The organism is Paraburkholderia sp. RL17-373-BIF-A (assembly GCF_046030175.1).
In the GTDB taxonomy this organism is placed as follows: domain Bacteria; phylum Pseudomonadota; class Gammaproteobacteria; order Burkholderiales; family Burkholderiaceae; genus Paraburkholderia.
Window position 1 is genome coordinate 1 of record NZ_JARESO010000023.1, and the last position, 13,954, is coordinate 13,954.

Annotated in this window: 12 protein-coding genes and 1 pseudogene; 3 read left to right on the top strand and 10 right to left on the bottom strand. The window is 62.3% G+C overall.

All coding sequences use genetic code 11. The features are described 5' to 3' along the window. Window positions 1-84 precede the first annotated feature (84 nt). The 5 genes and pseudogenes from P0D80_RS26180 to P0D80_RS26200 all read right to left on the bottom strand — a co-directional run bounded on the left by P0D80_RS26180 (window position 85) and on the right by P0D80_RS26200 (window position 5,337). Window positions 85-822: an SDR family oxidoreductase gene (locus P0D80_RS26180; protein WP_408287630.1), complete on the bottom strand. Its 738-nt coding sequence runs from the start codon at window positions 820-822 to the stop codon at window positions 85-87. Beyond that, window positions 819-2,363, bottom strand: a complete 1,545-nt coding sequence (locus P0D80_RS26185) for an FGGY-family carbohydrate kinase (protein WP_408182273.1) — start codon at window positions 2,361-2,363, stop codon at window positions 819-821. The genes P0D80_RS26180 and P0D80_RS26185 overlap by 4 nt, the downstream gene beginning before the upstream one ends. 46 nt (window positions 2,364-2,409) lie before the next feature. Next, window positions 2,410-3,498: an MDR/zinc-dependent alcohol dehydrogenase-like family protein gene (locus tag P0D80_RS26190; protein ID WP_408287632.1), complete on the bottom strand. Its 1,089-nt coding sequence runs from the start codon at window positions 3,496-3,498 to the stop codon at window positions 2,410-2,412. Between the two features lie 50 nt (window positions 3,499-3,548). After that, window positions 3,549-4,304 (bottom strand): annotated as a pseudogene (locus P0D80_RS26195) (ATP-binding cassette domain-containing protein); the annotation flags it as partial. A 52-nt stretch (window positions 4,305-4,356) separates the two neighbouring features. Next, the gene (locus tag P0D80_RS26200) at window positions 4,357-5,337 is read right to left on the bottom strand and encodes an AraC family transcriptional regulator (protein ID WP_408287635.1); all 981 of its coding nucleotides are present in this window, start codon (window positions 5,335-5,337) and stop codon (window positions 4,357-4,359) included. 383 nt (window positions 5,338-5,720) lie between these two features. Here P0D80_RS26200 and dalD point away from each other — a divergent pair, with 383 nt between their 5' ends. From dalD to P0D80_RS26215, 3 genes are all read left to right on the top strand, one after another. Beyond that, window positions 5,721-7,133, top strand: coding sequence for a D-arabinitol 4-dehydrogenase (gene dalD, locus P0D80_RS26205; RefSeq protein WP_408287636.1), 1,413 nt, complete (start codon window positions 5,721-5,723; stop codon window positions 7,131-7,133). Between the two features lie 138 nt (window positions 7,134-7,271). After that, window positions 7,272-8,753: a xylulokinase gene (gene xylB, locus P0D80_RS26210; protein WP_408182280.1), complete on the top strand. Its 1,482-nt coding sequence runs from the start codon at window positions 7,272-7,274 to the stop codon at window positions 8,751-8,753. Window positions 8,754-8,843: 90 nt separating this feature from the next. After that, window positions 8,844-9,791 carry a sugar-binding transcriptional regulator gene (locus P0D80_RS26215; protein ID WP_132373314.1) on the top strand — a complete coding sequence of 316 codons (948 nt, stop codon included), beginning with the start codon at window positions 8,844-8,846 and terminating at the stop codon, window positions 9,789-9,791. 18 nt (window positions 9,792-9,809) lie between these two features. On the opposite strand, the gene P0D80_RS26220 is transcribed toward P0D80_RS26215, so the two are convergent. The 5 genes from P0D80_RS26220 to P0D80_RS26240 all read right to left on the bottom strand — a co-directional run bounded on the left by P0D80_RS26220 (window position 9,810) and on the right by P0D80_RS26240 (window position 13,897). After that, entirely contained in the window at window positions 9,810-10,106 is a 297-nt protein-coding gene (locus P0D80_RS26220) for a DUF1330 domain-containing protein (RefSeq protein WP_408182282.1), read from the bottom strand. Window positions 10,107-10,164: 58 nt separating this feature from the next. Next, window positions 10,165-11,274, bottom strand: a complete 1,110-nt coding sequence (locus P0D80_RS26225; RefSeq protein WP_132373310.1) for an ABC transporter ATP-binding protein — start codon at window positions 11,272-11,274, stop codon at window positions 10,165-10,167. 105 nt (window positions 11,275-11,379) lie between these two features. Next, window positions 11,380-12,093 carry an HAD family hydrolase gene (locus tag P0D80_RS26230; RefSeq protein ID WP_408287641.1) on the bottom strand — a complete coding sequence of 238 codons (714 nt, stop codon included), beginning with the start codon at window positions 12,091-12,093 and terminating at the stop codon, window positions 11,380-11,382. Then, a complete protein-coding gene (locus P0D80_RS26235; RefSeq protein ID WP_085966707.1) occupies window positions 12,090-12,923 on the bottom strand; it encodes a carbohydrate ABC transporter permease in 834 nt (277 codons plus the stop codon). The genes P0D80_RS26230 and P0D80_RS26235 overlap by 4 nt, the downstream gene beginning before the upstream one ends. A 38-nt stretch (window positions 12,924-12,961) precedes the next feature. After that, the gene (locus P0D80_RS26240) at window positions 12,962-13,897 is read right to left on the bottom strand and encodes a carbohydrate ABC transporter permease (RefSeq protein WP_132373304.1); all 936 of its coding nucleotides are present in this window, start codon (window positions 13,895-13,897) and stop codon (window positions 12,962-12,964) included. Between the last annotated feature and the right edge of the window lie 57 nt (window positions 13,898-13,954).

Below are 13,954 nucleotides of genomic sequence, written 5' to 3' on the forward strand. Positions count from 1 at the left end.
AACGCTAATAGACCGATAAGAAATCAAGAAAAGGCCAACACCTTAGGATCACAGACAAATCAGCAGCCGCACAGGCAAAGAACCTTACCTAGCCGTATACCCCCCATCAATAGCCAAACAAACCCCACTAATCATAGAAGCCGCATCACTCAACAAGAACAAAATCGGCGCAGCGACTTCAGCAGACTCAGCAAACCGCTGCAAAGGAATAGCCTTAAGCGCCGGCTCCCGCTTAACCGGATCGCTCCAGGCCATCACTGCCATAGGCGTCAACGTAACCGTAGGATTCACGCTATTAACCCGAATCCCAAACGGCCCCAACTCAACACACAAAGCCCGCGTGACAGCATCAAGCGCAGCCTTGGAAGCCGAATAACTCAAATGATCATCCAACGCAACGAGCGCAGCCTGACTGGAAACATTCACGATACTGCCAGCCCGTTGAGCATCGATCATCCCACGCGCCACATGCTTGGCAACCAACACCGCGCCACGCGCATTCACAGCCATCACACGATCAAAACTCGCACCAGTCGTATCCACCGCCCGCTCAAGCAACGCAATCCCCGCGCAATTCACGAGCCCATCGAACACATCGAGCGACCCCAACGCGTCATCAATAGCAGCCTCATCGCTAACATCAAGTACCAACGGCTCACAGCCCGTCTCCTCAGCCAACCGCGCAAGCTCATTCACATTCCGCGCCGCAGCAACCACATTCGCACCAGACGCACACAACGCTTCAACCGTGGCGCGCCCAATTCCACTCGAAGCCCCCGTCACGAGAATCGAGCGGCCAGAAAAATCAAAAGTAGCATTCATGATGTCTGCAACCGATGCATGACCGGCTTCAACGCCGGATACAAATCCGTATAAACGCCGAACCGTTGCTCATACAACGCCATCCGTTGCGCGTTCGGCTCCGCACGTTCAACCAGCGTAACCCATCCGCTCCTCGCCTCTTCACGCGATACCAGGCCGACACCGACGCCCGCCAGCAACGCCGCCCCCATTGCCGCCTCCACGTCCTGCTCGATGGTATAGACCGGATAGCCGGTAATGTCCGCGATGATCTGCATCCACAAATCCGAATGCGCGGCGCCGCCCACCACGATCAACTTGTCATCCAGCGACTGCGCGCCTTTGCGTCCCGCTTCGATGTTGTGCTTCAGCGCGAACGACACGCCCTCCAACACCGCGCGGTACAAATGTGCGCGCGTATGAAACAGGCTCAACCCGACGAACGCCCCGCTCGCTTTCGCGTCCCACACCGGACTACGTTCGCCCATCAGATACGGAAGGAACATCACACCGTCAGAACCAGCCGGAATCCGAGAAGCGCTCTCTTCCAGCAAGCGATGCGGATCGCCATGCGGTGTCGCGCGCGCGGCCTCGATTTCCGCCTGACAGAACTGCTCGCGATACCACGTCACCGACGCGCCCGCCGTAATCGCGCCGCCGAACACATAGATATCGTGCTGCCCGTTGAACACATGCGGCATGCTGATCAACCCGTGCCGCGCGTCGACGGACTGGTTGATATAGCCCCAGCACATACTCGTGCCGATCATCGCGACATGCTGGCCAGCACGCGTGACACCGGCCGCGAACGTCGCCACCGCTGCGTCAACGCCACCCGCGACGATCGCCGTACCCGCATCTAGGCCAAGCTGCTCGACCCACTGCGACAGCAAGCCGCCCACCACTTCCGATGATTCGACCAACCGCTCGGGCATCATCGTCGCGGGAATGCCGAGCATGTCGAGCGCTTCATCGGACCAATCACGTTTGGCAATGTCGTAGATGCCGCCGATATTGCCCGCCGAACTATGATCCACCGCCACCTCGCCGGTCAGCATGTAGATCACGTAAGCATTCGGCGGCAGAAAGTAGCGCGTATGCGACCACACATCCGGCTCGTGATCGCGCAGCCACAGCATCTTCGTGTAGCCGTAATAGCTATCCACGCCGTTGCCGGTGATCGTATAAAGCCGTTCGAGATCGACGTTGTTGCGCACCCATTCGACCTGTTCGGTGGCGCGCCGATCCATCCAGATCAAACACGGATAAAGCGGACGCATGTCGCTATCCACCGGAATACCGGAGCCGCCGTACAGGCTGCTTACGCACACGGCTTTGATCGAATTCGACGCGACGCCCGCCTCCTTCGCTTTAGCGACGCATGCGGCGATGCACTCCACCACCGCCTTCAACCAGACCGCGGGCCATTGTTCGGCCCACAGCGGCTTGGGCGTATCCGGCTGATAACTCGACGCATGCTGCGCGACGATCGCGCCGTGCTGATCGACCAGCAGCGCTTTGGTGCTCTGCGTGCCGATATCGACGCCGATGACGTAATCCATACTGTCTCCGTTTGTATGCCGCTCATTCTCCGCCCACGTTCGACGTTCAGGCGCGCGGCTTCAGCAACACCTTGATCGAATCGAGCGAGTTGGCGATCTCGATCGCCTCGTCCCATTCTTCCAGCGAAAAGCCGTGCGTGACAATGCCTTTCGACGTCACCAACCCGCGGGCCAGCAGATCGATCGCGATCGGGTAGCAGTACGGTCCAAGATGCGCGCCGCGCACGTCGAGTTCCTTGCGGTCGCCGATCACGGACCAATCCAGTGTCGTATCCGCGCCGAACACCGAAAACTCGACAAACCGCCCGAGCTTGCGAATCAGGTCCATGCCCTGATTCACGCCGGTCGGCGCGCCGGTGGTTTCAATATACACATCGCAGCCGTAACCGTCCGTGAGCGAGCGAATGATCGCAAGCGCGTCGTCCTGTTTTGGGTTGATCGTCACGTCGGCGCCGTATTCGCGGGCGAGTGCGAGGCGCTCTTCGACGAGATCGATCACCACCAGCTTCTTCGGCGTTTTCAGGCGCGCGACTTGCGTCATCATCAGACCGAGCGGACCGGCGCCCGCGATCACCACTACGTCGTCGAGCTGCACGTCGCCACGGTTGACCGTATGGATCGCGCAGGCAAGCGGCTCGATGATCGCGGCATCTTCCAGCGAAATGCCGTCGGGAATCTTGTGAACAATCGCCGTCGGCGGAATGCGCATGTATTCGGCCATGCCGCCATCGGCGACTTCGCGCTGGAAGCCGAAGATGTTGTGCACTTCGCACATCCAGTACTGACCGGATTTGCAATAGCGGCATTTGCCGCACGGCACGATCTGTTCGGCGATCACGCGGTCGCCCATCTTCACGCCGAAGTGATCAGCCGCGCCTTCGCCGATTTCCTCGACGAAACCGAAGAACTCGTGGCCGGGAATCACCGGCGCTTTCACCCAAGGGCTCGGGCCGCCCCAAAACATCTTCGCGCCCGAATGACATTTGCAGTCGCTCGCGCAAATGCCGCACGCGGCAATGCGGATCACCAGTTCGTGGGCGCCCGCGCGAGGCTTCGACACCTGTTCGACGCGATAGTCTTTCGGTGCATGACAGACGATAGCTGTCATGTTCTGCTTGTCGGATTGAGTCGTCATTGCATGGTCCTGCTAAAAAAAGGAAGTCAGTGGAGAGTTACTTTCTGCGGTCGCCGGAACACGGCGACGCGGTCGCACATGCAGACGATCTCCGGCAGTTCGGACGAGATCAGATTGCCGCCGGAAAGCGTCGCGACTTCGGTGTGCATGGTCGGCGCTTTGACGCCCACGCGCTTCATGATGTCGGCGGTCGCACGCGCTTCGCTGCGCTGGTCGATGAAAAAACTCCACGAGCGATATTTGCCGAGGTTGTTGATCGAGATGTTCTGCTTGATCGAGAAGTCGGTGATCAGGCCTTCGGTCTTGCGGCTCTCCGGCAGAATGCCGACACCGGCGCGCAACGCATCGGCGGGATCGGACAGCTTGGCCGCCGCGCCGTTGATGCGAATCTCCTTGACGTGCGCCGGATCCGCGCCGATCACGGCAAGCGCGGTTTCCGTGCGCCCCGAGCCGACCAGTCCCGCGAAGCCGAGAATCTCGCCTTCACGCAGCCTGAAGCTCAACATCGGACTGTCCTTGAGCAACTGTAGCTTGTCGACTTCGAGCACGATCTTCGCATCCGCGCGCAGCGGTGGCTTCGGCGGAAGGCTGTTTTCGATGCGGCGTCCCACTATCATCTCCACGAGATGCCCTACGTCGGATTGCGATACCTCGGTCATGCCGACGTACTGACCATCACGCAGCAGGGTAATGCGGTCGCACACTTCGGAAATCTCTTCGAGGTGGTGCGAGATGAAAATCATCGCGACGAACTGCTGCAGTGCCACCGAGAGTTCGCGAATCGGCACCGACAGATCGATCTTCACGTGTTGAAACGCGGGTGAAATAAAACGCTTCGGCTGGAAGCGTGGGCTGGGACTACGTCGGTGGATAAGCGCCGACGGCGCTGCGCGGCAGACCCGGCGCGAGCACGATGGCCGGCGCGTCGTCGATACCCACGCCGCGCGCCGCGGCTTCTTCGGAGGCGTCGCGGCTTGCGTCGTTCAGTTGCTGATAGTGGCGGAATTTCGAAGGCGCCATGCCCTTCACCGCGAGGAACTGCCGGTTGAAATTCGACAGGTTGTTGAAGCCCGCCTTGAAACAGATATCGGTGACGCTCAGATCGTCGTCGGTGAGCAGTTGGCAGGCGAGGTTGATACGCATGCGGTTCACGTACTGCACGAACGGCAGCCCCGTGTGGCGGCGGAAATACCGCGAGAACGCGCTGACGCTCTGGCCCGCGAGCTGCGCCAGATCCGATTCGCGCAACTCGTTCGCGAGGTTTTTGCCGATATACGACAGCACGTGATTGATGCGCGTCGACGCGAAGCTGGTCGGGTCGGCCTGATAAGCGGGACTCGCGAGCGTCTCGCGATCCTCCGCGTTCATCAGGATTTCGAGCATCGACATGAACCGCACCAGCCGGCGCAGTCCGCGCGCCGCCAGCAATTCGAGGAACAGCGGCTGGATCGCCGCGCTCGTTTGCGCGCCGAACGAGATGCCTCGACGCGAATCGGCGAGCAGCGCTTCGACCTGACGCCACTCAGGAAAACTGTCGATGCAGCTCGATACGAACTCCTGTCCAAACTGCACGACCAGATTGCGCTGCGCGATCGTCTCGCCTTCCGGCACGTCGCTCACCCAGTTGTGCGGCAGGTTCGGCCCCATCAACACGAGGTTGCCAGGCGTGTAGCTGCTGATGTGATCGCCGACGAACATCTTGCCGGTCGTCGCCACGATCAGGTGAATTTCGTATTCCGGATGAAAGTGCCAGCGCACCGTGCGGTACGGATAGCCGTGCGACCATACTTTGAACGATTCGTCACGGCGTACGGCCACGAGTTCGAGATCGGGTTGCACTGTCTGCCTCCATGAAGCGGCCGTTTGGGGCGCCGCTGGTCTTCGTCTTGTATAGCGAAAAGTAGCCTTCCGGCGCGCTATTCACCACTAAAAATGAAACCGCGGACCGATACTTTTTTGCATTCGGGTTAGTCCTGGCGCGCGCAATGTCAAATTTGATGCAATGCAATACGCTTGGCAACGCGCCTCCATCACGCTAAGGCGCGCCGTGAGCCACGCCGAAAAGCCCTGCCACGCCGCGCTGCGCCACGAAAACCGTTTGCGGTCGCCTTGACTTTCGTTTCGCCGGGTACGATCATTCGCTCACATGCAGAGCAAATGCTCCAACTCTAGAAGAAACGCACGCTACCAGCCGTGCGAGCAAGGACATTCAGGAGACGCACATGAACAGCGGGCAAGACAGCGGCGCGGCCGCACACGTGATCCTGCACATCGGCGCGGGATCGTTTCATCGCGCCCATCAGGCGTGGTATCTCCATCGATTGAACGAGGCCAAGGTGCCGGGCGAGCCGCATTGGTCGCTAACGGTCGGCAATATCCGCAGCGACATGAATGCGGTGCTCGAAGCGCTCGCCGCGCAAAACGGTGTCTATACGCTCGAGACCGTCACGCCTCAAGGTGAGCGCGCCTACGAGACGATTCGTTCGATCGAGCGCGTCGTACCGTGGACCGAGAGCCTCGACGCTCTGATCGAAGCCGGCGCCGATCCGGCCTGCAAGATCATCGCGTTCACCGTCACCGAAGGCGGTTATTACCTCGACGAGCAGGACGAACTCGACGCCGCCAACCCCGACCTCGCGGCCGACCTCAAAGGCGGCCACACCACCATTTATGGCGCGCTGGCTGCGATTCTCGACGCGCGCATGAAAGGCGACGCGGGCCCGGTCACGCTGCAGACCTGCGACAACCTGCGCCGCAACGGTGAACGCTTCCATGCGGGCATGAGCGAGTTTCTCGAACGGCGCGGCGCTGCGGACCTCGCGCAATGGTTCGACGACAACACCGCCTGTCCGAGTTCGATGGTCGACCGCATCACGCCGCGTCCCACGCCGGACGTGCGTGAGCGCGTCAAGGCCGCCACCGGCGTCGACGACGCCGCTCCGGTGATGGGCGAAGCGTTCATCCAATGGGTGATCGAAGACCGCTTCATTGCGGGACGCCCGGCATGGGAAAACGTCGGCGCGGAACTGGTCGACTCGGTGATGCCGTATGAAGAAGCGAAGATCCGCATCCTCAACGCGACGCATAGCTGCATCGCGTGGGCGGGTACGCTGGTCGGACTGAACTACATTCACGAAGGCACGCTCGACGCCGACATCAACAAATTCGCCTACGAATACGTGACCGAAGACGTGATTCCGTGTCTCACGCCGAGTCCGCTCGATCTCGAACGCTATCGCGACGTGGTGCTCGAGCGCTTCAGCAATCCTTATATCCAGGACACGAACCAGCGCGTCGCGGCGGACGGCTTTTCGAAGCTGCCCGGCTTTATCGCGCCGACGATGTCCGAGTGTTTCGAGCGCGGCGTCACGCCCGCGGCGACGGCGATGCTGCCTGCCCTCTTCTTCCGCTTTCTCGAGCGCTGGAATACCGGCGAACTGCCCTACGCGTATCAGGACGGTGTGATGGATGAGCGCGCCGCGCGCGCTTTCTTCGAGGCGCCCGATCCGTTGAAAGCGTTCGCCGCCGACCGGCTGCTGTGGGGCAGCATGGCCCAAACGCCGGAACTCGAATCGGCGCTGGAAGGCGCACTGGCGCGCGTCGATGTATGGCTCGCCAAACGCGGCGCGGTTTGAGCGCCGCAGACTTCACGATTAAGAAGGGCCGCGCACCGCGCGGCATCGAAGCGCGTCGGTGCCAGGCTTAATGCGCATGGCACCGCGCGCCATGTGCGGCTAAAGTAGCGCATCTCCAACGACGAAGGTTCCGCGCCCATGTATCTCGGCATCGACCTCGGCACGTCCGAAGTAAAAGTTCTGCTGCTCGCCTCCGACGGACGCGTGATCGGGACCGCAGGCTCACCGTTTACCGTTTCGCGCCCGCATCAGCGCTGGGCCGAGCAGAATCCCGAAGATTGGTGGGCCGGCACGCGCACCGCGCTCGCCGCATTGCGCGCCAAACATCCCGACGAGTTCGCGCAGATTCGCGGCATCGGCCTGTCGGGTCAGATGCACGGCGCCGTGCTGCTGGATGCGCAGGACCGCGTGCTGCGTCCGGCGATTTTGTGGAACGACATGCGCAGCGACAAGGAATGCGCGGAACTGACCGAGCGCGCGCCGGAGTTGCACAGCGTCGCCGGCAATCTCGCCATGCCCGGCTTCACCGCGCCGAAGCTGCTGTGGGTCGCGCGCCACGAACCCGAGATTTTTGCGCAGACCGCCTGCGTATTGCTGCCGAAAGATTACTTGCGCCTGCAACTGACCGGCGGCAAGGTGTCCGATCCATCGGATGCGGCCGGCACGCTGTGGCTCGATGTCGCCAAACGCGACTGGTCGGACTCGCTGCTCGCGGCCTGCAACATGTCGCGCGCGCAGATGCCGAGCCTGTGCGAAGGCAGCGAGCCGTCCGGCACGCTGCTGCCCGAAGTGGCGCGCGAATTCGGTTTGAGCGATGGTGTGATCGTCGCGGCCGGTGGCGGCGATAACGCCACCAGCGCAATCGGCATCGGCGCGACGCAACCCGGCGACGGCTTCGTCTCGCTCGGCACGTCGGGCGTGCTGTGCGTGGTCGGCGACAGCTTCCGGCCGAATCCGGCTTCGGCCGTGCACGCGTTCTGTCACGCGATTCCGGATCGCTGGCACCAGATGAGCGTGGTGCTCTCCGCTGCAAGCTGTCTGCGCTGGGTCTGCAAGCTCACCTCCACCGACGAGCCGACCCTGCTCGCCGAAATCGAGGCGCTGCCCGCGGACGCGTTGAACACCGCGCCGCTCTTCCTGCCCTATCTGTCCGGCGAACGTACGCCGCACAACGACCCGTACGCGCAAGGCGTGTTCTTCGGCATGACTCACGCAACCGATCGCGCGCTGCTCGGCTACGCGGTGCTCGAAGGCGTCACGCTCGCGCTAACCGACGGCCTCGATGCGCTGCGCGCGGCCGGCACCGAAGCGAAGGCGCTGTCCCTGCTCGGGGGCGGCGCCCGCAGCGACTACTGGGCCCAGTTGCTCGCCGACGCACTCGACACCGCCACCCGCAAGCACGGCGGCGGCGAGACCGGCGCGGCGCTCGGCGCGGCACGCCTCGGCTGGCTGGCCGCGGGCGGCGATCCGGCCACGGTGCTGACCAAGCCGCCCATCGCCAAGGAGTTCACGCCGAACCCACGCCGCCATGCCGAACTGCGCGCGCGGCTCGAAGCGTATCGCGCGCTCTACCGCCACGTGCGGCCGTTGTTCGACCCCGCGCGGCAACTGCTTGCCTGACCGGCAATCCGCGGCCTGTTTCAGCGCCGGGTTGAGTTAAGGCGCCGGGACCGGCTGCTATCATCGGCGCACTTCAAGCGAACCGTCACCGTGCCCAAGTCCACAGAAAAATTAGATCTTGCTACCCGCGCCGCGTGGCTTTACTACGTCGCCGGCAACACCCAGAACGAGATCGCCGAGAAGCTCCAGGTGTCGCGCCCGGTCGCGCAACGGTTGGTCGCCTTCGCGGTGGAAAAGAATCTGATTCGCGTGCGCGTCGATCACAAACTGGCGGACTGCCTCGCGCTCGCCGATCAACTGTCGAAACGCTATGGCCTCAGCATGTGCGAAGTGGTGCCGATCGACAGCGATACGTCCGAAGAAGTCGACCGTAAGCTGGCGGTGGCCGGCGCGCAGGTGATGGAGCGCTATCTCAGCGAGGAAAAACCCATGGTGGTCGCGGTGAGCAGCGGCCGGACGCTGAAGGCCGCAGTCGATCAGATCGCGCAACTGGACCGTCCGCAGCACCGGCTGGTATCGATGGTCGGAGCGATCGCCCAGGACGGCTCCTCGAACCGCTATGACGTCGCGCTGCACATTTCGGAGAAGACGGGTGGCAAGCATTTTCTGCTGCCCGCGCCGCTGCTCGCCGATAGCGAAGCGGAACGCGCGCAGTGGTGCAATCACCGGCTTTACCGGATCGTCGAATCGCTGTCGGCGCAGGCCGACGTGGCGTTCGTCGGCATCGGTAATATCGGGCCGAAATGTCCGCTGCACGAAGACGGCTTCATTACGTCGGCGGAAGTGAAAGAGTTGATGCAGAACGGCGCGGTGGCTGAAATGCTCGGCCTGCCGATCGATGCAGCCGGCGCGCACGTCGAATCGCCGACCGGCCGGCGCGTGACGAGCATCGCGCTCGACTCGCCGCCGCGGCGCCCGACCATCGGTTTCGCCGGCGGCCAACGCAAGCATGAGGCGCTGATCGCGGTGCTCAAAGGCGGCTGGCTGTCGGGACTCGTGACTGACGAATCGTGCGCAAGGGCCGCGCTCGAGGCGTGAGCCGGCGGCCTTGCCGCGCTACATCGCCGTCAAGCCTTCGGTGATGATGATCCGATACTCCCCGCCCTGCAGACGCGTCTCGCTGACGGCCTGATACTCCGGACTGCGATACCAGGTGAGCGCTTCGTCGTAACTGGCGAATTCGAGGATCAGGATTTCGTCGATCGGCGGACCCTCCACCACTTCCTTGCGCCCGTGGCTCGCCAGCATCATGACCGGATGCCGCTCGAAGGTTGCAGGCGCAACCTGTTTGTATTCGTCCAGCTTCGCGGGGTCGAGCGTTTTCTCGCGCGTAATGACGACGTAGGCAGCCATGAGCGTTTCCGGAGCGTGATTGAAAGGAAAGCGGCGCGCCCGCCGCTTTCCCAAATCATCACGCGGCCAGCACTTCGACGATCTTACGCTGGAATGCTTTCCCTGCGCTGTCGAACAAATGGCAATGCTCCGGCGTGGCGCCGAGTTTTTGCGTCTCGCCTTTGGTATGACGTTCGAGCGGCGGAATCCGCGCGATCAGTCCGTCCGGCGCGACGCTCGATTCCGCATACAGATACGCCGCGTCGCCGAGAGATTCGACCGCCATCGTGCGGGCCGTTATGCCGTCGTCGGCCATGCCGACATGCAGATGCTCGGGGCGAATGCCGACCGTCACCTTGTCGCCCTGCTTCACCGCGGCCGGTTCCACCGCGACGCGCTGCGTCTCGCCGGTTTCATAACGCACCGTGACGCCGTCGTGCGTGACCGACTGCACCACGCCCTCCATGAAGTTCATCTTCGGCGAACCGATGAATCCTGCGACGAAACGGTTGGCCGGCGCGTGATACAGCATGGTCGGGCTGCCGACCTGTTCCAGATTGCCCGCCGACAGCACCACGATCTTGTCCGCCAGCGTCATCGCCTCGACCTGATCGTGCGTCACGTAAATCATCGTGGTCTTCAGTTCGTCATGCAGGCGCGCGAATTCGAGGCGCATTTTCACCCGCAAGGCGGCGTCGAGATTCGACAGCGGTTCGTCGAACAGGAACACCTTCGGCTTGCGCGTAATCGCGCGGCCGATCGCCACGCGCTGACGCTGGCCGCCGGACAACTGCTTCGGCTTGCGATCGAGCAGATGGTCGATATGCAGGATCTTCGCCGCGTTGCGCACGGCCGAATCGATTTCCGGCTTCTTGGTGCCGGCGAGTTTCAGGCCGAACGCCATGTTGTCGTACAGGGTCATGTGCGGATACAGCGCGTACGACTGGAACACCATCGCGATGCCGCGCTTGGCGGGTGCAACGTCGTTCACACGCATGCCGTCGATGGTCAGATCGCCGCCGCTGATATCTTCGAGGCCGGCGATCATCCGCATCAGCGTCGATTTACCGCAACCGCTCGGGCCCACGAACACGACGAACTCGCCGTCCGCGATATCGAGGTTGATGTCGCGCATCACTTCGTTTTCGTCGTACGCCTTCCTGATGTTGCGCAGAGTTACGCTTGCCATGATGTGTCTCCGTGTAATGCTATGTGTTGCTCGTCCGATGTTTCGGTTGCCTGAACTGTTTGGGACGCCCAGGCTGCTACGTTGATTCGCTTTTCGCTGCCGTGCCTACGGTGCCGCTGCCGTCGCGCTCAGCGTCCATTGCGCGACCAGTTCCGGCAACTGCTGCATGTCGTCGAATACGTGACGCGCGCCGGCTGCATGCAGCCTGTCGATCTGCGCATCGCTCGCATGACCGCCGCCGATGAAGCCGAGCACCGTCATGCCCGCCGCGCTCGCCGCCGTCACGCCGGTGACGCTGTCCTCCACCACGAGGCACGCCGAGGGTGCGAGTCCGAGGCCCTTGGCCGCCGCCAGATAGACGTCGGGCGCGGGCTTCGGATTCGGCACCGCATCGGCGCAGAACAAGCGGTCGCCGAAAAACCTCACGAGGCCCGTGCGCGTCAGCACCGTTTCCACATACGGGCGATAGCTGTTGCTCGCGCAGCCCTTGGTGATCGGCACCTGAGCCAGCGCGGCTTCGATGCCTTGGACCGTCGGCGCCTGCATCGCCGCTGCTTCCACCGCGCTGCGGATCGCATCGATATCGTCGACGCTGAGGCTTTTGCCGAGTTGCGCCGCGGTGCCTTGCAGCACTTTCTCGATGCGTAGTCCGAGCAGCGGCAGCACCACCGGTTCGACGTCGGTGTTGGGCCAGCGCGCTTCGAGTTCGTGCACCAGCATGCGCGCCGCCACGGCTTCGCTGTCGATCAGCACGCCGTCGCAATCGCAGATCAGTGCGAAATTGCCGGCGAGCGTGCTTCCACTCGTGCCTGCCGTCATTTGACCGCCCCGAAGGTAAGGCCGCGCACCAGTTGCTTCTGCGACAGCCAGCCGACGATCAGGATCGGCGCGACCGCCAGCAGCGAAGCGGCCGACAGCTTGGCCCAGAACAGACCTTCAGGACTCGAATACGAGGCGATGAACACAGTCAGCGGCGCGGCGTTCGAACTCGACAGGTTGATGCTCCAGAACGCTTCGTTCCACGACAGGATCACGAGCAGCAGCGCCGTCGATGCGAGTCCGGGCAGCGACATCGGCATCAGCAGATAGACGATTTCCTGCCACGTCGCGGCACCGTCGATCCGCCCGGCCTCGAGAATGTCGCGTGGTATTTCGGCGAAGTACGTGAACGACATCCACACCGCGATCGGCAGATTGATCAGCGTGTAGACGATCACGAGACCCGATACCGAATCCAGCAACCCGCTGTTTTTCCACAACAGATAGATCGGCACCAGCACGCCGACCGACGGCATCATCTTGGTCGACAGCATCCACAGCAGCACTTTTTGCGTGCGACGGGTCGGGAAGAACGCCATCGCATATGCAGCTGGCACCGCGAGAATCAGGCACAGAATCGTCACGCCCGCGGAGATCAGTATCGAATTCCACGCGAACGAAAAGTAATTGCTGCGCGCGAACACCTCGCGGAAGCTATCGAGCGTCGGGATGAAAAACAGCGACGACGCATAGGCTTGCTGCTCCGTCTTGAATGCGGTGATCGTCATCCAGAAGATCGGAAAGAACAGCAGCAAGGCGACGAGCCAGGCGATCACGCCGGGAATGCCGCGGCGAATCGCGGCGAACGGCGACTTCGCCGGCACGGTCATGGCAGTCGAGTTCGACACCGGGGTAGAGGCAACTTGGCTCATTTTTCGTACTCCCCTTTCAGGTTCTTCGCGAGCATCCGCACGAGGAAGAACGACACGATATTGGCCAGCACGACAGCGAGAATGCCGCCCGCCGACGCGAGACCGACGTCGAACTGTTGCAGGCCCAGCGAATAGATCAGGTACGACAGGTTGGTGGTCGCAGTGCCCGGACCGCCGCCCGTGGTCGTATAGATTTCGGCGAAGATCGACAGCAGGAAAATCGTCTCCATCATCACCACCACCGCGATCGCCCGTTTCAGGTGAGGCAGCGTGATGTAGAAGAACATCGAGAACGGACCCGCGCCGTCGATGCGCGCCGCCTCCTTCTGCTCCTGATCGAGCGACTGGATCGCCGTGAACAGAATCAGGAAAGCGAACGGCAGCCACTGCCACGCGACGATCATGATCACGGCTGTCAGCGGATATTCCGCGAACCAGTCGATCGGCGTCATGCCCATGGCGCGCATGCCCTGCGCGATCAGGCCATACACCGGATGCAGAATCATGTTCTTCCAGATCAGCGCGCTCACGGTCGGCATCACGAAGAACGGCGCGATGGCGAGCAGCCGCGCGACTCCCTGGCCGTAGAACTTGCGGTCGAACAGAATCGCCATCAGCACGCCACCGACCACCGTGATCACGAGGACCGAGATGATCAGTTCGAGCGTGTGACCGATCGAAGGGCCGAACGACGGATCGCTGGCCAGGTATTTATAGTTGTCGAAACCCGCGAAGCCTTTCAGATCCGGGTTCAACAGGTTGTAGCGCGAGAACGAAAACCAGATCGTCATCGCGAGCGGAATCGCCATCCACAGCACCAGGACCGCGACCGACGGCGAGACTAGCCAGCGGGCGGAATTGGCCTTGCGGATTTCACGTTCTTTTTCTGTCTGGGGATGGGCATGCATGATAGGTAGGCGCAGAGGACGCATGATTGACCACCTGTTCGGTAATGCGCGGACCGCCGCCCGAAACCGCATGAACGCCGC

Coding starts and splice junctions, on each gene's coding strand:
- xylB (WP_408182280.1), top strand. CDS start 7,272: ATGTATCTCGGCATCGACCTCGGCACGTCCGAAGTAAAAGTTCTGCTG.
- P0D80_RS26240 (WP_132373304.1), bottom strand. CDS start 13,897: ATGCGTCCTCTGCGCCTACCTATCATGCATGCCCATCCCCAGACAGAA.
- P0D80_RS26235 (WP_085966707.1), bottom strand. CDS start 12,923: ATGACCGTGCCGGCGAAGTCGCCGTTCGCCGCGATTCGCCGCGGCATT.
- P0D80_RS26190 (WP_408287632.1), bottom strand. CDS start 3,498: ATGACGACTCAATCCGACAAGCAGAACATGACAGCTATCGTCTGTCAT.
- P0D80_RS26180 (WP_408287630.1), bottom strand. CDS start 822: ATGAATGCTACTTTTGATTTTTCTGGCCGCTCGATTCTCGTGACGGGG.
- P0D80_RS26185 (WP_408182273.1), bottom strand. CDS start 2,363: ATGGATTACGTCATCGGCGTCGATATCGGCACGCAGAGCACCAAAGCG.
- P0D80_RS26230 (WP_408287641.1), bottom strand. CDS start 12,093: ATGACGGCAGGCACGAGTGGAAGCACGCTCGCCGGCAATTTCGCACTG.
- dalD (WP_408287636.1), top strand. CDS start 5,721: ATGAACAGCGGGCAAGACAGCGGCGCGGCCGCACACGTGATCCTGCAC.
- P0D80_RS26220 (WP_408182282.1), bottom strand. CDS start 10,106: ATGGCTGCCTACGTCGTCATTACGCGCGAGAAAACGCTCGACCCCGCG.
- P0D80_RS26225 (WP_132373310.1), bottom strand. CDS start 11,274: ATGGCAAGCGTAACTCTGCGCAACATCAGGAAGGCGTACGACGAAAAC.